Origin of the sequence: Prochlorococcus sp. MIT 0916, from assembly GCF_047305155.1 — a bacterium.
Lineage (GTDB): Bacteria > Cyanobacteriota > Cyanobacteriia > PCC-6307 > Cyanobiaceae > Prochlorococcus_B.
This window is the reverse complement of record NZ_CP138980.1, coordinates 1886930-1900562: the sequence shown is the minus strand read 5'-3', so window position 1 is coordinate 1900562 and position 13633 is coordinate 1886930. Positions and strand designations below refer to the sequence as shown.

Below are 13633 nucleotides of genomic sequence, written 5' to 3'. Positions count from 1 at the left end.
TGGGGAAATGAGACTGGGATCTCAGCGGGATCTCCTGAATCTTTACTCGCTAGTGATAGCTTTATTCCTTAGGCAAATACTGTCTGAAACTACTTGACTTAACAGACTTAGAAATTTGGTCTAAAAGGATACTTCCCTTGCTTGATGGATTTGGACAGAATGAACTTATGGATGAACCTTTATTTTTAAAAGTCAGACCTGGGGACGCTGTTCTATATGAAAAGGACCAAATTGGAAAAGTTCTTACTTTTGTTGGCGGCTCTCGTGATCCTGATGCACCCTCACTCTTTCAAATTGCCAACGTAGATTCTGGCGAAATCCGTTGGATTCATGGTGAAGAAGTTACTGACATCGTTAGCGAATATCGGACAACAATCAAAAAGCCTTCCACTTTCTACGAGCAAATTCAGCAGCAACAACAGTAGAAATGAAGCAATTTAAAAATCTATTCCCTTTTATCGCTGCTATTGGAGTTTTCTTCTTGGCTAGTAATTCACCTATGTGGAAACAAATGGTCGAAAACGAAATCAAATCTATCCCTGTAAAGGAATTTAAATAGTTAGAGAATGTAGCTATCTCAGCGAAAGAAGTACACTCACGCCAACCGTTAGCAAGGACGAAGAAACCTTAAGTTCTTTTGCCATTGGGGAGAGGTAACTCTTGATTTATTTGTATCGCACGCATTTTTAAGGTGCCGCATCCTCGGATACATTTTTGCAGCAGCAAAAAAAAAGAGAGGCTATTTGCCCCTCTCCTGATTATTCCTTTTAATCCTGCAAAGATCGCAGTTATCTTTTTTGGGGATGGTGAAGGGAGTGAAGAGTTTCATAAAGCCTCCTTTCTTACATCTTTGGTCTAATCCTTCTTTTTATTGGATGGGAGTAGGGAAGCACTACCCCAACCGAACATCATTACTTCAAGAGTACTTTTTATATTTGTCCCATCGGTGAATGGAATGTTCAACCCCTGTATCACCGAAAATTTTTCACCCTCTCCCTGCCATGACTTCAATCAATAATTCTTCAGCAGCTAAGTTCCTAGCTCTTTTCTGCATCCCTGCTCTTCTCCTTGCATCAGGTTCATTAGATGTTGCTACTTCTGTAATTTTTTAATTAACACAATGCCTAAAAATTTTTCGCCTGATTTTTACGAATCCATCCTTGAAGCTTCAGACAAAGGTGAGCTTTGGGGAATTGAAAATAGTGATTTAACCCCGCTAGAAATTCAGTTGCTTCTTTCTCATGACTTCAGCTGATAAACCAGCATTTGATAAAGCAGCATTCGAAAAGAAGGCTTTTAAGTTTGTTCCATATCTCATTTTTGGAAAAGTTATTTTTGCCGCTTGGTTTATTTCCTACTTAATGAAACTCTAATTTTTAAGCCATTGACCATCGCCTAACAGTAGTAGCGGAAACACCCCAGAAACATTCGCTTTGTACTACATCACTGCTATATCTCAACTGATTAGATTTTTATAAGTATAGGTTTTAGAAAATGTTTACTGCATATCACGCAATCATGTTCGCAGTTTTATTGATAGGTGGGGCTGGAGTTATTTTTCAAGCCTCCTCAGGAGATGATTCTTTAGCAAATAATCCAATTCCAGTTAAGGCTACTGAATCAAAATTCGACTTAAACACTTACTAGGTTGACAGTCGATTTATTTGGGGGCATTGGCCCCCATTTTTATGGATCAAGTAAAAACAGGTTAAAACAAGAAACCCCTCTAGAAATTCCAATAACTAAAGGGGTTATTAATCGACTCGTACTATATAAAGTCAATTATGTCTTGATGAGGTTTGGCCTCAATTAAATATATAGGCGAAATCACGTTAGAAAACAAGAAAAGATTGGATAGCCCTACCTAAACCGAACATCAGGACTCAATAAATCCTTTCTAGATTATTCACATATTGATGGCGTGATACGAAAGCATCATCAAGCTAGATCGGGGGACGGTTGTCGAAATCCCAGTCCCCTCTTCGCTAATTCATTAAAAGTTCATTAGGTCTGCACTTTTTTTGTAATCAAAACCACTAGTTAACCCTCCAACGTGGGGGTTTTCTTTTTCAGTAATCGTTTAGGACTAAAAAAATGGACATGAATCCTTTCAAGCCGTTACTCCAACATTTGAACAGTTCTACGGAAAAATACTTTCCATAAAAGAGCCACTAAACAATTTTTATTTAAAACTACGACTAAGCAAAGCCAACGCTTAAAAATTATGTACGGAATCAACGAAGCAACAATTATTGCAAGCTTGGCTATACCCGCTGGGTTGTTTATTGGCTTTTCAACAATCCTTGTTAACAGACTTCGCCAGTGCATGTAATGGCCACATCTACTCCAGCACAACCAAAGAAGAAATCATGGTTCGGACTAGGTGAGTTTATTGGTGGGATTCTGTTTGATCTTTACGCTCGTTACTAATCAATAGACCAACGCCTAGCAGTAGTAGGACTCACTCCATAAATTCCGGCAAACTTTTTTCAACTCCAGCCGTAATTTCTATATCTGTTATTTCTTATTTTTCCAGCCATACATCTAAGCCATTCTTCCAGTTAAAGCAAAATATCCCACGAATTGTTCAGAATCCTTTTAGTCTATAAAAATTAGGTGTTCCTTCGTATGATGCTGTTATCGACTGCCTTGTTTTTTCCCGACTATGGTAGTTCAGGAGTTCCTTGGGACCTTCTTTTATTGCATTTTTATTTCTTTGCAATAGCTATTCCATTCCTAATAATTTTTAACGCAGCTAGAAACTCTGATCGTGAAAATCCAAACAGAGTTAAAGATGAAACGACAAGGTATCCAGATTTACATCCGAGAGCCTAATTGTCAGTAGAATTTTTTTATTTGAGCTTTTTATTAGATACTAGCTTTAACGCTAGTTGCAGCTATTTGCTTTTCTGTTGTTATTTCTAATATTGTTCGTTGAAATCATTAGTTATCAAATAGTAGTCATATAAGCAAGAAAACAAATAGGAACGAAAAGCAATGCAGCAATCGTAAAGCGAACAAACTTGCCAGTACCTGAGTCTCTTGAATAATCAGTGAAATGCTTGGTGTTATTCCACTCGGACCAATTCTTTGGGCTGTTCTTAGATGATGTCATAGCTAATTAAGCAAATACGGTAGTACCAACTTCAAAAGCACCAGCTAAGAAAAGAAGTGCAGGAAGATTCCAGAGAACGATTAGTTTTGCCGCAGTGATTTTGTTGATTGCAAGCATGACTAAAGGTTTGGTCTGGATGGTTTAAAAAGATGAATGAAATATAAAAGAAGCCCTCAATAGGAGTAGGACGGTTGAAGTAGGGCTAACCAGTTCGGGCTATTTATACTTATGAGGGATATCAATAGATCTAATCATTGGATAAATATCTCTCTAATTAGTTGATGTGGTTGGTATTTGAGGTTGAAAGCTGTTAAGGATTAGAAGAAGCCGTACCCAACCGTATCTTTCGTTTGGAAAATTAATACTTTAACTTCACTTATATCAACGCAATTCCAGTAATGACTCCAGAAGCAGAAAAGTTTAACGGTTGGGCAGCAATGCTTGGCTTCGTTGCAGCCTTCGGTGCATACGCAACAACAGGTCAAATCATTCCTGGAATTTTCTAAACCGATAACTACTAATAACAATGCAACCCTCTAACAAAACAATTCTAGAAAGAAGCATCGGCAGACCAGCCATGATGGCATTCGTTCTACTAACAGGTATCTACCTAACAACCGGTCAACTTATCCCAGGTGTCGTTTAATGACTACTCAAAACAACAACAACAGCAGAAACATTGATCCTGAAAAGGTAACTGCAGAAAGACTTAACGGCTATGCAGCATTGTTTGGATGCATTGCTCTTATAGGTGCATATGCAACTACCGGCCAAATCATTCCAGGTTTCGTGTAATGAACAAAGAAACTAACTATTGGAAAACAGCCGAGCAAATGAATGGTCGCCTAGCGATGATGGGCTTCTTTGCAGCGGTGATTAACTACGGAATAACAGGCTGGATCATTCCAGGAATTGTTTAACCCTGATTTTTAGTGCTTTGGGAGCACTAGGTCGCAGGTTCGAATCCTGTCGCCCCGATCAGTCAGAGACAGGTTTCCCAGCCTGTTTTTTTTTATGGATAAATGAGACTGGGATCTCAGCGGGATCTCCCGAGTAGTTACTTGCTAGTGATAGCTTTATTTCTTGTTTTTCCAGCCGAATATCTCAGCCATTTTCCCAGTTGAAGCAAAGTATCCAATCGCTACAAGGAACAAACTAAAAGCAATCAGATTGGGGACGATGCCACCAATAATTTGTGCTTCTCCAAAAGTCAGAAACGTAATAACAACAAAGACCCTTGCCCAGTTATCTGCGAAGTTCATCTGAACATCATGGCAAAGGACTAAGGAATATGATTCTTCTCCTTAGAAATAGACATTTAGAACTTCTGGTTGATCACATAAAAAAGGACTGACCTTTGTCAGCCCCATTCATTATTTAATTTGAGAATTTCAGTCTAATTAACCTGCACCAGAGCAAGAGAAAGCACTAGTAAGGAAATTCTTGAAGATTGGTGCTTGACCTAATCCATAAAGGAAAAAAGTTGAGGAGGTCAACGTAAGAGCAATCTTGGAGAATCTGTTTAATCCTGAATTACCCCATCGCTGCGATTTCTTCTGCAACTTGCTTATTCCTTTTGATAACTTCTTCATCGTTGAAAACTGGCTTGACATCCCACTCAACACCAAATTTCGCTCTCCAAATAGCAAAATGTTCAGCCATTTTTAAATGGTTATCAGCCTTGCAGGTGACAAAAACTTCCCCAGTTTGAGGAGCATGAACTCTACTGATTAGTTCAAAGCCATCAAAGTTATCTTTTGGAGCTCCATTCGCAATGTATTGCTCGAATAATTGATAACCCTCTGATTGAGAAAGCGTGTCAGGAATTAAACCGTGGACGTGGTAGTAAGCCATCAAATTGAGAAAACTGAAATTAAAGGATTACATACTCCTCCCGATTTCGATGTATCAAATGGAATCAACGTGTGGGACTAAACATTTTGCATGTGCTCTTCGAGAAAAAAGGACTGACCTAAGCCAGCCCCACTAGTTCCGATAGCAATCGGCTGTCAAGCATTTAAATTAATGTTTTTTATGCCATCCAATTTGAAAATTCTTCACTACCAATAATGTGACCAGAAGCTTCTACATCTTTGTTCCCTTCCATGTATTTGCCTAAAACTCCTGGTTCAGCCTCAAGTATTGCCATCACAGTGGAAGAATCTGTTTCGCTGACACCTCGAAAGATTGCTTTTATCCCTGCGGCTTCTTGATTGGTGCGATCATCATCAAATGCTTTCGCCCATTCAGAGAAAGTGTTGCTGATCTTAAAGACGATCCGAGTTGCTACCTTCATTTTTAATTAATAAGACTCAGTAATTAGAACATGTTTCGTATTGTTTGAACGAAATTTTGTTGAACCTCCCAATTATTAAATCCTTGACTTCAATGGAAATGATATGTCTCTATTTTTTGTCTTTCCATCCTTGCATCTCAGACATTTAATTCCGATTCATGAGTGATCCTTTAATCTTTTAAACAAGCAGGCGTTTGTCATAATCATTCCTTTGTAATCATCAGGGAAAGATTTCATCCATATAGGAATTGTGATTTCCGAAGGCATTGGGCTTTCCAAGTAGAAAATCACTTCTTTCGATTCTTGAAGCACTATGTGTGGTGGTAGCTTCTTTTGTGTCATGGCTCAATTTTAATCCGATCAAGAAATTTTTTCTCTAGCTTGAATTGGCTCAAACTTAATCCTTTTGATTTGATCTTTTTCCCAAACCCAGTAAACAGGATTTTTCTTTTGTGCTTCTTGCAGATCTTTTCTGCCTCTTAAGCTAACTGGCATAAATTCATTTTCAGGATTAAATTTTTCATCTCTTACGGCTTGATTTAGAACAATACTTCCTTCTTCATTAGAGATTGATCGATGATATGTTCCGATAGGAATTTGAAGTGCGCCCATGGCACGATTTAAATAAATAATGTGATGAGGTTCATCCCATTCAGGATTGATCAAAGTAAAAACACGACAACCTTCAATGACTAAATTGTGATCAATTTGATGTCGATGTACGTAATACTGCTCAAAGCCACCATCGTTTGGAGGTGAGATGGCATTGCCGTGATGAATGACTACATCAGAGCCATTGGATCCTTTTACTCCTGCATCGAAGAACGATACTTGAGGTGTTTCACGGAAAACGTGTGTAGGAACAAAATTTAAACGCATTTCAAATCCTCCTTTACTGTTGTTTTTAAGGTCAGTAAAAAACGAAATCAAATCTCTGCCTATAAAGGTTTCTAAAAAGGTTATCTAATAAATGATTCTCGAATACTGTTTTCTTATTTTTCTGAATCCTACAAAGATCGCAGTTTTCCTTTTTAGGGATGGTGAAGGGAGTGAATAGTCTCATGAAGACCTCCTCTTTCTACATCTTTGGTCTACTCCAACTGTTTTTTAAAAGGGAGTGGGAAAGCCCTACCAAAACCGAACATCAGTTTTAAATAACTTCTTTTTAGATTCTTATCACGCAAGAGCGAGTAACAAGTTTAAAAGCTGTGTTGCGGATCAAGCTCTAGTCAGAGAAGGGGACAGTCGTCGAAATCCTGTCCCTTTGCTCTCAAATCAAAAAAAGTTCATTAGGTCTGCACTTTTTTTGGTAAACAAGCACTCAGGTTAAGCCTTGCATTTCCTACATACCGGGCATAACCAGTCTCTTCAAGACATTGATTAGGCGCTTTGAGTAAATATTAAAGTTAGAAAACCCCCTCTTTAAAAAGGGGGTTTTCTATTGCCAACAAATCAATACTCAGTTTCTATGCTTTTTTTCGATCAGAGCCTAAGCCATATAAATCAATCAATGCTCTTGCATTACTAGGAACAGAAGCTGTTCTCCCTAAGACAAGACTTTTTTGAATAGCACTTTGCAGGCTTGCAACCAATTGAGCTGTCATTTGAGGTCTACTTAAGTCCACATTTTCAAGATCCTAAACAAGTAACTCGTAGGCTGCTGCTGTAATTCTTCGTGCTTGCCTTCGGCTTAATCGATAAGTTTCGGCCACAAGGGTCGTAACGACAGTGGTGCCATACTCATTCCGTCATTCCTATAGCAAGCGAGCTCATCAAACTTATAAATTAAGTGATACAGAAGTTGCAGCTTTCATGGGCCATAGCGTCCCAGTTCATAACTCCACCTATGCTCAGTGGAGCAATGAATCCATGCTGGAAAGCTCCATGGAAAGAGCTGTAAAGTTTAGAGATTTAACTGGTGACTAAATAGATGTAAAGGATTAAAAGTTTCTTGATTGCCGCTTTTCCCCTCACCACTATGGGGGTAACCATGTCCTCGACTTATACGTAATTAGGCTTCAGACATTTTTGCTAAAAATTTAATTAGCTATAGACAACTGTTTCCAAGAGAAGCTAAAAAGAAGTTCACTAGATTTTCACCTCTTGTCTATATCAGTAACTTCTCCTTGTCCTGAGACCACTATTGAGGAACTAGGAATTAAAAGCTGGCCAATCTGGACTTGTGAAGCAAGCTCTTTTGATTGGACTTATGACGATAAAGAGACTTGTTTGTTGCTTGAGGGTGAAGTCACAGTCACTCCTAAGGGGGGAGAAGCAGTAAAGTTTGGGGCAGGAGACTTAGTTGTCTTCCCAGCTGGAATGGACTGTAGATGGGATGTTCATAAGGCAGTCCGAAAGCATTATCAATTTGGTGGTTAAACTAGGTAAGCACTATCAAACCAGATGAAAAACATATCTAAAGTTATTGCAATCGGTATCGTTGCAATTTTTGTCCTTTCAGCCTTTGCGGGATTGTTCGGAACTCTTTTATCAAGCTAATCAATCTCGCCATGATTTATAAAATCATTAGACAAGATAAAGAATCTGACGAAATTACTCAGCAATCTTTCAACAGCTATGACGAGGCATACGATCTATTAGAAGAAATTTATTCCGATGTTTGTTGTTCTGATGCTGATTATGGGGACCGTCCCTATTATGAAATTATTGAGATAAAAGAATGAAACTTATAGACAAGCATAAGCAACTAATTGCTTGGTATAAAAAGAAGCTTGGTCTGACTGATTATGGATTACTTTGGCTTGTCTTTTTTAAAGGAGTATTTATAGCTCTATTACTAGAAAGATTGATTGTTCACTAAATGTTTAATCAAGAAGTCCTATTGGAATATCTAAGTTCACCTGAGGGGATTAATAAAATTATTGTAGGGATTATTATCGTTGGAGCCATTAATGCAATCTTTATAACTTTTAGCGTTAGGAGTACTTATGGAGCTGCAAAAATAGAAAGAGAAAAGCTAAAAAATCAACAAGCTAAAATCGATAGATTATCCCCTGCTAAACAGGAATAGAATATATGTTTTTTATAAAACCATGGAGAAGAACATCAAGAGGTAGACGTCTAAATATTAAACGTGTAATGTTTTTTCCTTTAATTGTTTATTCAGCCTATTTACTACTCGATAGTTTTATGCCGCTGTTTATGGTTGGATTTGTGATTTGGTTGTTGTATAACTGGACTGGTAAAAGAAAATTTTGGTGATGAACCAATTAGATTCATAGAAATGAACAAGTGAAAATAATCTTTTTGATTGCTATTCTTTTTGGTCTTACTTTCCCTAGCGTGCGAATAACCCTTGCAGCTTTATTGGAAGGGACATCTGACTATCTATATGATTCTGCGAAACAGGAAAAAACTTTTATTCCTTATTGGCTGAAGAAGGTAAGAGATGACTAATTATTTTTTATTTAATTTGCATACTTTTGCTTAATGTCATTCATAGTTAGTTCAACTCCTTTCTGCTTCTTATAAGCCTGTTGATAATCTTTCTTGCAGTAGTCGAGAACATGCTCAAGGTACTTGTAAGTGTCTTCTTCGCATTTTGCTCTTTCAAAAATGTAGAACATAATCTCATCTAATATTTCATGTGTGCTTTTCATTGAGTTTTAAGAGTTCAATTTCTTTTATTATCTCTTGTATGGAATCATCTAAGTGGAAACCTACAGAAGAAGAAAGGGAAGTTATGGAAGCAGTTTGGATGCAAGTTAAAGGTGCATGTGAGAAATTAAAAGAAGAAACTAATGCCAAAGATGAGCACATCAGAAAAATGCTCAAAGAGATGGCTGATCGTTATTACTCATAAATAATGTTTAAATCTCTAAAAGTTATGACGAGAAAAATTAAAAAGACAAATGAATCTAACGGTTAATTCTAAGCTTGAAATACCAGTCAACGAAATACAGTGGAGATTCTCTAGATCATCAAGAGCAGGTGGACAGAACGTAAACAAAACAGACAGTCGAGTTGAAATTGTATTTAACGTATCTGAATCAAAAACATTAACCCCATATCAGAAGTATAGGATCTCAATTCAGGATGAAGTTAAGTTAACCAATGGATGTATTTGTATAGCTGTTCAGGATAAGAGAACTCAATATCAGAACAGACAACTGGCTTTAAGTAGACTTGCTTCAATCTTACGAGAGATATTAAAGCCACCTCCAAAGAAGAGAAGAGAGACCACACCAACACGCTCATCTAAAAGGAAGAGGGTTGAGTCAAAGAAGAAAAGAGGTGAACTAAAGAAGAGCAGACAATCAAAAATAGATTACTAAAACAATAAAAAGATCGAGAAAAAGACTTGTCCTACATTCTTTACTCCTTACATCTCAGAAGTCTAAGCAGCCTCTGGACACCATCCAATCTTTCTCTCGAGTCGCTGAATCCAACACTGACATTTTGAAGTCAGATGATCTCCATGTGGAATAAGACGTTGATGGAGATGACAAGTAAGTATCGTTCTGCAATGCCTGTCGCAGCAATAATTGAAATGTTGACATGTCATGCAAACGCTAGCTGAACGTGTGTGCTTAAGAGTGTCTTCTTCGAGATAGTCCCACTCCTCTGCTGGGTTGTAGCGCTTCTGGGGTAAAACTTTTTGGGTGCGATACCAAGACATTGCCTTAATCCAATAGGTTCTGCTACCACTGAATTCCAATCTGATGCACGAAAAACGGCATAGGGTGAGGACGTTGGAGTCATGTGTCTGTAGCAGTACATCTGTACTAGCAACGGTAAGGAGGTGTTGTCAAGTAGTTCGTTAATGTATTAATTGATAAAGCCTCTAAATTTTTTCAGGCTTACTCCAATCAAGAAGAAGTTCTAGTTGATCTAGTTCGACTGATCTTCTTGCTGTAAACAAAGTTACGCTGATATATACGGTGTTAGTCCTACTACTTTCAGGCGGTGGTCAGTTCAGTAATAAGCCGATATTCTGCCAATGATCTTTAAAAATTCAAATGAAGAAAACTGCGATTGTGGGTGTTGTTGCAGCGGCAATAGGACTTGCTGTTGGTTCTCAACTTCCTAAATCTGGTACTGCGGGATATGCCGTAATTACAGGAACCACAAAAGATAGAGAAGCAGCTAAAGAGTATTTTCAAAACGTTAATCAATTCACTAAAGAATGTGGTTTTACAACCTTGGTATTAGATAGGAATACAGATATACGAGAAGGAAATAAGAGAGGAGATGGTGGTCCTCTAACTGTTATCGCAAGACATCCAAAGGGTAAGGACGCAGTAATTAAATGCTACGAATCTGATGAATATCAAAGGCTAAAAGCAATACGAGCACCTCATACCAATTGGAATTTCCGACTAACAGAAGGAAAACTATAAATAAAAAGGGGGCAGTTAGCCCCCCTGGTAAATCGACTGTCAACCGTGCTTTCAGTTTACAAACAACAGTCATCCAAAAGACTTAAGGGATTACAGCAACCCAAGAGAAAGCAAGTCCTATTCCTATCCAAATTCCTGCAAATAAATTGCGATCATTCAATCCAAACTTATCAATAATTGATTGAGTGGATTGTGTGACCAGTAAAAGTAAGAATAGTTGTGCAAGAAGAAGGCCTAAAAAGTAACCAATCAGCGGTGTAGGTTCTGCTCCAACGATTGTGCTTCCAAGTAAGTAGCCATGTAATGAAAACATCGGCAAAAGCCATTTAGTGCTAACAAGATTCAGAACAATTAAGCCCTCTACAGCCAAAGTTAGAGAGACAAGTGCTTCGGCCCAAGGAGCTACTAAATCAGGCAAGGGCTGTAGTTGTACTAGTGCACTTCCTCCTAATCCAACAGCTAAAAGTGGGAGAATCCATTTCATGGATCTCTTTAATCCCACCAGAACAATTCCTAACATAAAAAGTAAATGATCAGGTCCAAGTAATGGATGACCGATACCACTAAGAAGAGCTTGCCATGCTGAAAGATCAGTACTCTCTCCCATTCCAAAAGGATGATGAGCTAAAGCTGTGTTAGATAAAAAGGTAAGTAATAAAAATAATGGAGTTAAAACTGCAAGAGAATACTTGCGCACCAAAAAGTGAAACCTCATAGGTCGATCCTCGTCGAATAGTAAATAAGGCGGGCATTCTGACTGGTATCGAAGAAGATCGATACATCACAGTTGCGGGACAGCAGCGGATTCACACCACTTTTCCCCATTACTTCCAATAGCTGATCACTATTAGAACCTCAGAAATATTTTAACCCTCGAGTGCTAAACATAATTAGAACGTAATAGCACTATTACACCTAAGTCAGTTAAAACCCCTTAGATACCTTTATTCCAGGTGCTTCTTGGACGCAGTATGGACGCAAGAAAAAATTGGCATTAAAAAAGACAGGCTGGGAAACCTGTCTCTGACAGATCGGGGCGACAGGATTCGAACCTGCGACCTAGTGCTCCCAAAGCCTTGGTTCTCATCCAGTGAGAACGGTAATATTCAATCTATAACTATAATCACAGACTGTCTACTTCTCCTTGAGACTGTAAACCTACGACCACTAAAGGTTGCTTTTACACGCAAGTGAGTGTAGAAATAAGGCATAAGAAACCTAGTGCTCTTCATTGCCTAAAAAATCCGATCAACCAAGTTGGGTAAAAGAATTTAGGAAGTCTGTTAAAGCTTCGTGCCCAAAAGGTTGGCTTGTGATGCCCGGAAGAAAAGAAAGTATGAGGGTTCAGGTTTGGAAAAATAAATCAATTATTGGTGATGTAACCATTCCGTACGCATGGAAAGAATCAGTTTGGCCTGACGCATTACTAAGAATTAGATCAGCGGCAAAAGCTTATGAAGAGTCAAACCAAAAATTAGAAATAAAAACTTGCTTCAATATTGCTCATACAGTTTCAAGCGAAAACGAAATCAACTGGAAACAATCAATCGAGGATTACAGAGAATTTAAAAAAGATTTAGTAAAAGATTCGACATGGCGTAGCAAATATGACCCTGTTTTTAAGAACGTACTTAAAGCAACTGGAAAAGGTTCGCGCACACCTTTAAATGGTCCGGCGCTTTGCAAAGTTGCATTAAAGCAATGGCAACAAGGAACACCCCAAAGAAGACACATGCGTCTAGCCTTGTTTGGGTTTCTGCGATTCTGTGTTCAGGAGAAGCAGTTCGAGTCCACATGGTTACCGCCAGCAGTAACAGATAAAGATTTAGTTACTACTAAAAAGCGAATAGGTTATCCGTTAACTGATAGTCAAATTCTCAGATTGCTTGATTCTTTTCCAGAAGATGAAACAGGCAATAAATGGAGATTTGGTTTTCAGTGCATGGCAGTTTATGGGTTAAGGCCAGAAGACCTCCGGTACATTCACACACGCAACGGAGGTCAAGAGATGTGGACTAATTACGAAAAAAGTAAAGGTGGCAAGAAAGGAGAAAAAACAGAACCACGCCGTCTTTATCCCTTACTTGTGCATGACATCGAAGGCCCAATTAGTTGGCATTTAAAAGAACAACTTTATCTATGTGAACAAGAAGGTAGAAACCTATTACCTAACCTAGGGAAAGCCGGAGAGGCGGGTGATAGATGCAAGAATTATTTAGCGCGCCGCCAAGCATGGGGAGCAATTAAAGAAGAAGTTGCAAGAGAAAAACAGGAGTTAACTCCATATTCTTTCAGGCATCGATATGCCTATTACGGACATAACAGACCCAAAGCTGACGGTAGTTATAGAGCACCTAAACAAGTTGCTGATGCAATGGGCCACACTCTGGATACGCATCTCTTGAGTTATTCCAGATTCCAAACGAAAGATCTAGCTAGTGCTTTTGATGAAACAACACTCTTAGTTAAAACTGCTACTTAGATAGTTAAAAAATGTAGCTGTTCCAGAGACATAAGAACGCTTACACCAACCGTTATCAAGGACGAAGAAACCTTAAGTTCTTTTGCCATTGTGGAGTGGTAACTCTTGATTTATTTGTATCGCAGGTATTTTTAGGCTGCCGCATCCTCCGATACATTTTTGCAGCAGCAATAAAAAAGAGAGGTTATTTGCCTCTCTCTCTACTTAATTAAATTTTTTATTGATTCTTATCTTTAAGGCTTCGGCTTGATAATTGCTTCTTATTTCCGTTAGGTGCGGGAGCTTTTCGGCTATATCTACAGCCATATTTCTTGCTGCCTTTACTAGCTCGAAAGCATATCTATGAGTTTCTTTTTTGTAAGAATCCATAGTCGAAGTAA

The 13633-nt window shown here is 38.4% G+C and carries 34 protein-coding genes and 1 riboswitch; of the genes, 22 read left to right on the top strand and 12 right to left on the bottom strand.

Annotated features, from left to right (window positions below):
- The first annotated feature begins 137 nt into the window (after positions 1–137).
- From SIB53_RS10700 to SIB53_RS10675, 6 genes are all read left to right on the top strand, one after another.
- The gene (locus tag SIB53_RS10700; RefSeq protein WP_413678164.1) at positions 138–425 is read left to right on the top strand and encodes a DUF3104 domain-containing protein; all 288 of its coding nucleotides are present in this window, start codon (positions 138–140) and stop codon (positions 423–425) included.
- Positions 426–427: 2 nt separating this feature from the next.
- Positions 428–559: a hypothetical protein gene (locus SIB53_RS10695; protein ID WP_413678163.1), complete on the top strand. Its 132-nt coding sequence runs from the start codon at positions 428–430 to the stop codon at positions 557–559.
- A 391-nt stretch (positions 560–950) separates the two neighbouring features.
- Positions 951–1112, top strand: a complete 162-nt coding sequence (locus SIB53_RS10690; protein ID WP_413678162.1) for a hypothetical protein — start codon at positions 951–953, stop codon at positions 1110–1112.
- An 8-nt stretch (positions 1113–1120) separates the two neighbouring features.
- A complete protein-coding gene (locus tag SIB53_RS10685; protein WP_269610708.1) occupies positions 1121–1255 on the top strand; it encodes a hypothetical protein in 135 nt (44 codons plus the stop codon).
- On the top strand, positions 1242–1373 hold the full coding sequence (locus SIB53_RS10680; protein ID WP_413678161.1) for a hypothetical protein: 132 nt from the start codon (positions 1242–1244) through the stop codon (positions 1371–1373). Before SIB53_RS10685 ends, SIB53_RS10680 begins: the two co-directional genes overlap by 14 nt.
- A gap of 121 nt (positions 1374–1494) precedes the next feature.
- Positions 1495–1647 carry a hypothetical protein gene (locus SIB53_RS10675; RefSeq protein WP_269610709.1) on the top strand — a complete coding sequence of 51 codons (153 nt, stop codon included), beginning with the start codon at positions 1495–1497 and terminating at the stop codon, positions 1645–1647.
- Positions 1648–2118: 471 nt separating this feature from the next.
- Here the strand turns inward: SIB53_RS10675 and SIB53_RS10670 are convergent, their stop codons facing one another.
- Entirely contained in the window at positions 2119–2328 is a 210-nt protein-coding gene (locus SIB53_RS10670; protein ID WP_413678160.1) for a hypothetical protein, read from the bottom strand.
- Positions 2329–2628: 300 nt separating this feature from the next.
- On the opposite strand from SIB53_RS10670, the gene SIB53_RS10665 reads away from it, so the two are divergent.
- Positions 2629–2835, top strand: a complete 207-nt coding sequence (locus tag SIB53_RS10665) for a hypothetical protein (RefSeq protein WP_269606147.1) — start codon at positions 2629–2631, stop codon at positions 2833–2835.
- Between the two features lie 115 nt (positions 2836–2950).
- Here SIB53_RS10665 and SIB53_RS10660 read toward each other — a convergent pair whose 3' ends face one another.
- The gene (locus SIB53_RS10660; RefSeq protein WP_413678159.1) at positions 2951–3115 is read right to left on the bottom strand and encodes a hypothetical protein; all 165 of its coding nucleotides are present in this window, start codon (positions 3113–3115) and stop codon (positions 2951–2953) included.
- A 398-nt stretch (positions 3116–3513) separates the two neighbouring features.
- On the opposite strand from SIB53_RS10660, the gene SIB53_RS10655 reads away from it, so the two are divergent.
- From SIB53_RS10655 to SIB53_RS10640, 4 genes are read left to right on the top strand one after another with little or no spacing between them, the layout of a single operon-like run.
- Positions 3514–3621, top strand: coding sequence for a high light inducible protein (locus SIB53_RS10655; protein ID WP_011125327.1), 108 nt, complete (start codon positions 3514–3516; stop codon positions 3619–3621).
- A 20-nt stretch (positions 3622–3641) separates the two neighbouring features.
- The gene (locus SIB53_RS10650; RefSeq protein WP_011294968.1) at positions 3642–3761 is read left to right on the top strand and encodes a high light inducible protein; all 120 of its coding nucleotides are present in this window, start codon (positions 3642–3644) and stop codon (positions 3759–3761) included.
- Positions 3761–3910 (top strand): high light inducible protein, encoded by a 150-nt coding sequence (locus tag SIB53_RS10645; protein WP_413678158.1) that lies wholly within the window; start codon positions 3761–3763, stop codon positions 3908–3910. The genes SIB53_RS10650 and SIB53_RS10645 overlap by 1 nt, the downstream gene beginning before the upstream one ends.
- Positions 3910–4035: a chlorophyll a/b-binding protein gene (locus SIB53_RS10640; protein WP_011294605.1), complete on the top strand. Its 126-nt coding sequence runs from the start codon at positions 3910–3912 to the stop codon at positions 4033–4035. Before SIB53_RS10645 ends, SIB53_RS10640 begins: the two co-directional genes overlap by 1 nt.
- Positions 4036–4191: 156 nt before the next feature.
- Here the strand turns inward: SIB53_RS10640 and SIB53_RS10635 are convergent, their stop codons facing one another.
- The 6 genes from SIB53_RS10635 to SIB53_RS10610 all read right to left on the bottom strand — a co-directional run bounded on the left by SIB53_RS10635 (position 4192) and on the right by SIB53_RS10610 (position 7015).
- A complete protein-coding gene (locus SIB53_RS10635; RefSeq protein ID WP_413678157.1) occupies positions 4192–4377 on the bottom strand; it encodes a hypothetical protein in 186 nt (61 codons plus the stop codon).
- 271 nt (positions 4378–4648) lie between these two features.
- A complete protein-coding gene (locus SIB53_RS10630; protein ID WP_413678156.1) occupies positions 4649–4969 on the bottom strand; it encodes a DUF3303 domain-containing protein in 321 nt (106 codons plus the stop codon).
- Between the two features lie 178 nt (positions 4970–5147).
- Positions 5148–5411 (bottom strand): DUF3764 family protein, encoded by a 264-nt coding sequence (locus SIB53_RS10625; protein WP_413678155.1) that lies wholly within the window; start codon positions 5409–5411, stop codon positions 5148–5150.
- A gap of 156 nt (positions 5412–5567) precedes the next feature.
- Positions 5568–5753: a hypothetical protein gene (locus SIB53_RS10620; protein WP_413678154.1), complete on the bottom strand. Its 186-nt coding sequence runs from the start codon at positions 5751–5753 to the stop codon at positions 5568–5570.
- Between the two features lie 18 nt (positions 5754–5771).
- The gene (locus tag SIB53_RS10615; protein WP_413678153.1) at positions 5772–6290 is read right to left on the bottom strand and encodes a hemagglutinin; all 519 of its coding nucleotides are present in this window, start codon (positions 6288–6290) and stop codon (positions 5772–5774) included.
- 587 nt (positions 6291–6877) lie between these two features.
- Positions 6878–7015, bottom strand: a complete 138-nt coding sequence (locus tag SIB53_RS10610) for a hypothetical protein (protein WP_413678152.1) — start codon at positions 7013–7015, stop codon at positions 6878–6880.
- Positions 7016–7142: 127 nt separating this feature from the next.
- Between SIB53_RS10610 and SIB53_RS10605 the strand changes: the two genes are divergently transcribed.
- The 7 genes from SIB53_RS10605 (at position 7143) to SIB53_RS10575 (ending at position 8828) form a co-directional block, all read left to right on the top strand.
- Positions 7143–7337, top strand: coding sequence for a hypothetical protein (locus SIB53_RS10605; protein ID WP_413678151.1), 195 nt, complete (start codon positions 7143–7145; stop codon positions 7335–7337).
- Positions 7338–7514: 177 nt separating this feature from the next.
- Positions 7515–7790, top strand: a complete 276-nt coding sequence (locus tag SIB53_RS10600) for a cupin domain-containing protein (protein WP_413678150.1) — start codon at positions 7515–7517, stop codon at positions 7788–7790.
- A 131-nt stretch (positions 7791–7921) separates the two neighbouring features.
- Complete coding sequence (locus tag SIB53_RS10595; protein WP_413678149.1) at positions 7922–8095, top strand: hypothetical protein; 174 nt, start codon at positions 7922–7924, stop codon at positions 8093–8095.
- Positions 8092–8232 (top strand): hypothetical protein, encoded by a 141-nt coding sequence (locus tag SIB53_RS10590; protein ID WP_413678148.1) that lies wholly within the window; start codon positions 8092–8094, stop codon positions 8230–8232. The genes SIB53_RS10595 and SIB53_RS10590 overlap by 4 nt, the downstream gene beginning before the upstream one ends.
- Positions 8233–8442 (top strand): hypothetical protein, encoded by a 210-nt coding sequence (locus tag SIB53_RS10585; protein ID WP_413678147.1) that lies wholly within the window; start codon positions 8233–8235, stop codon positions 8440–8442.
- 5 nt (positions 8443–8447) lie between these two features.
- Entirely contained in the window at positions 8448–8633 is a 186-nt protein-coding gene (locus tag SIB53_RS10580) for a hypothetical protein (protein ID WP_413678146.1), read from the top strand.
- Between the two features lie 30 nt (positions 8634–8663).
- Entirely contained in the window at positions 8664–8828 is a 165-nt protein-coding gene (locus SIB53_RS10575) for a hypothetical protein (protein ID WP_413678145.1), read from the top strand.
- 11 nt (positions 8829–8839) lie between these two features.
- On the opposite strand, the gene SIB53_RS10570 is transcribed toward SIB53_RS10575, so the two are convergent.
- A complete protein-coding gene (locus SIB53_RS10570) occupies positions 8840–9031 on the bottom strand; it encodes a hypothetical protein (protein ID WP_413678144.1) in 192 nt (63 codons plus the stop codon).
- A 38-nt stretch (positions 9032–9069) separates the two neighbouring features.
- Between SIB53_RS10570 and SIB53_RS10565 the strand changes: the two genes are divergently transcribed.
- Positions 9070–9234: a hypothetical protein gene (locus SIB53_RS10565; RefSeq protein WP_413678143.1), complete on the top strand. Its 165-nt coding sequence runs from the start codon at positions 9070–9072 to the stop codon at positions 9232–9234.
- A gap of 49 nt (positions 9235–9283) precedes the next feature.
- The gene (gene arfB, locus SIB53_RS10560) at positions 9284–9706 is read left to right on the top strand and encodes an alternative ribosome rescue aminoacyl-tRNA hydrolase ArfB (protein WP_413678142.1); all 423 of its coding nucleotides are present in this window, start codon (positions 9284–9286) and stop codon (positions 9704–9706) included.
- Positions 9707–9768: 62 nt separating this feature from the next.
- Here arfB and SIB53_RS10555 read toward each other — a convergent pair whose 3' ends face one another.
- Positions 9769–10089, bottom strand: a complete 321-nt coding sequence (locus SIB53_RS10555) for a galactose oxidase (protein ID WP_413678141.1) — start codon at positions 10087–10089, stop codon at positions 9769–9771.
- 301 nt (positions 10090–10390) lie between these two features.
- Between SIB53_RS10555 and SIB53_RS10550 the strand changes: the two genes are divergently transcribed.
- Positions 10391–10771 (top strand): DUF1330 domain-containing protein, encoded by a 381-nt coding sequence (locus SIB53_RS10550; RefSeq protein WP_269606149.1) that lies wholly within the window; start codon positions 10391–10393, stop codon positions 10769–10771.
- Between the two features lie 82 nt (positions 10772–10853).
- Here SIB53_RS10550 and SIB53_RS10545 read toward each other — a convergent pair whose 3' ends face one another.
- Positions 10854–11486 (bottom strand): HupE/UreJ family protein, encoded by a 633-nt coding sequence (locus tag SIB53_RS10545; protein ID WP_413678140.1) that lies wholly within the window; start codon positions 11484–11486, stop codon positions 10854–10856.
- Positions 11487–11496: 10 nt separating this feature from the next.
- A riboswitch (cobalamin riboswitch) is annotated at positions 11497–11644 on the bottom strand.
- A 358-nt stretch (positions 11645–12002) separates the two neighbouring features.
- On the opposite strand from SIB53_RS10545, the gene SIB53_RS10540 reads away from it, so the two are divergent.
- Entirely contained in the window at positions 12003–13253 is a 1251-nt protein-coding gene (locus tag SIB53_RS10540) for an integrase (RefSeq protein WP_413678139.1), read from the top strand.
- A 204-nt stretch (positions 13254–13457) separates the two neighbouring features.
- On the opposite strand, the gene SIB53_RS10535 is transcribed toward SIB53_RS10540, so the two are convergent.
- Positions 13458–13622, bottom strand: a complete 165-nt coding sequence (locus SIB53_RS10535) for a hypothetical protein (protein ID WP_413678138.1) — start codon at positions 13620–13622, stop codon at positions 13458–13460.
- Positions 13623–13633 lie beyond the last annotated feature (11 nt).

Excerpts from the sequence above, each read along its gene's own strand:
- SIB53_RS10695 (WP_413678163.1), top strand. The coding sequence starts at position 428 with ATGAAGCAATTTAAAAATCTATTCCCTTTTATCGCTGCTATTGGAGTT.
- SIB53_RS10690 (WP_413678162.1), top strand. The coding sequence starts at position 951 with ATGGAATGTTCAACCCCTGTATCACCGAAAATTTTTCACCCTCTCCCT.
- SIB53_RS10685 (WP_269610708.1), top strand. The coding sequence starts at position 1,121 with ATGCCTAAAAATTTTTCGCCTGATTTTTACGAATCCATCCTTGAAGCT.
- SIB53_RS10680 (WP_413678161.1), top strand. The coding sequence starts at position 1,242 with ATGACTTCAGCTGATAAACCAGCATTTGATAAAGCAGCATTCGAAAAG.
- SIB53_RS10675 (WP_269610709.1), top strand. The coding sequence starts at position 1,495 with ATGTTTACTGCATATCACGCAATCATGTTCGCAGTTTTATTGATAGGT.
- SIB53_RS10670 (WP_413678160.1), bottom strand. The coding sequence starts at position 2,328 with ATGCACTGGCGAAGTCTGTTAACAAGGATTGTTGAAAAGCCAATAAAC.
- SIB53_RS10665 (WP_269606147.1), top strand. The coding sequence starts at position 2,629 with ATGATGCTGTTATCGACTGCCTTGTTTTTTCCCGACTATGGTAGTTCA.
- SIB53_RS10660 (WP_413678159.1), bottom strand. The coding sequence starts at position 3,115 with ATGACATCATCTAAGAACAGCCCAAAGAATTGGTCCGAGTGGAATAAC.
- SIB53_RS10655 (WP_011125327.1), top strand. The coding sequence starts at position 3,514 with ATGACTCCAGAAGCAGAAAAGTTTAACGGTTGGGCAGCAATGCTTGGC.
- SIB53_RS10650 (WP_011294968.1), top strand. The coding sequence starts at position 3,642 with ATGCAACCCTCTAACAAAACAATTCTAGAAAGAAGCATCGGCAGACCA.
- SIB53_RS10645 (WP_413678158.1), top strand. The coding sequence starts at position 3,761 with ATGACTACTCAAAACAACAACAACAGCAGAAACATTGATCCTGAAAAG.
- SIB53_RS10640 (WP_011294605.1), top strand. The coding sequence starts at position 3,910 with ATGAACAAAGAAACTAACTATTGGAAAACAGCCGAGCAAATGAATGGT.
- SIB53_RS10635 (WP_413678157.1), bottom strand. The coding sequence starts at position 4,377 with ATGAACTTCGCAGATAACTGGGCAAGGGTCTTTGTTGTTATTACGTTT.
- SIB53_RS10630 (WP_413678156.1), bottom strand. The coding sequence starts at position 4,969 with ATGGCTTACTACCACGTCCACGGTTTAATTCCTGACACGCTTTCTCAA.
- SIB53_RS10625 (WP_413678155.1), bottom strand. The coding sequence starts at position 5,411 with ATGAAGGTAGCAACTCGGATCGTCTTTAAGATCAGCAACACTTTCTCT.
- SIB53_RS10620 (WP_413678154.1), bottom strand. The coding sequence starts at position 5,753 with ATGACACAAAAGAAGCTACCACCACACATAGTGCTTCAAGAATCGAAA.
- SIB53_RS10615 (WP_413678153.1), bottom strand. The coding sequence starts at position 6,290 with ATGCGTTTAAATTTTGTTCCTACACACGTTTTCCGTGAAACACCTCAA.
- SIB53_RS10610 (WP_413678152.1), bottom strand. The coding sequence starts at position 7,015 with ATGACAGCTCAATTGGTTGCAAGCCTGCAAAGTGCTATTCAAAAAAGT.
- SIB53_RS10595 (WP_413678149.1), top strand. The coding sequence starts at position 7,922 with ATGATTTATAAAATCATTAGACAAGATAAAGAATCTGACGAAATTACT.
- SIB53_RS10590 (WP_413678148.1), top strand. The coding sequence starts at position 8,092 with ATGAAACTTATAGACAAGCATAAGCAACTAATTGCTTGGTATAAAAAG.
- SIB53_RS10585 (WP_413678147.1), top strand. The coding sequence starts at position 8,233 with ATGTTTAATCAAGAAGTCCTATTGGAATATCTAAGTTCACCTGAGGGG.
- SIB53_RS10580 (WP_413678146.1), top strand. The coding sequence starts at position 8,448 with ATGTTTTTTATAAAACCATGGAGAAGAACATCAAGAGGTAGACGTCTA.
- SIB53_RS10570 (WP_413678144.1), bottom strand. The coding sequence starts at position 9,031 with ATGAAAAGCACACATGAAATATTAGATGAGATTATGTTCTACATTTTT.
- SIB53_RS10565 (WP_413678143.1), top strand. The coding sequence starts at position 9,070 with ATGGAATCATCTAAGTGGAAACCTACAGAAGAAGAAAGGGAAGTTATG.
- arfB (WP_413678142.1), top strand. The coding sequence starts at position 9,284 with ATGAATCTAACGGTTAATTCTAAGCTTGAAATACCAGTCAACGAAATA.
- SIB53_RS10550 (WP_269606149.1), top strand. The coding sequence starts at position 10,391 with ATGAAGAAAACTGCGATTGTGGGTGTTGTTGCAGCGGCAATAGGACTT.
- SIB53_RS10545 (WP_413678140.1), bottom strand. The coding sequence starts at position 11,486 with ATGAGGTTTCACTTTTTGGTGCGCAAGTATTCTCTTGCAGTTTTAACT.
- SIB53_RS10535 (WP_413678138.1), bottom strand. The coding sequence starts at position 13,622 with ATGGATTCTTACAAAAAAGAAACTCATAGATATGCTTTCGAGCTAGTA.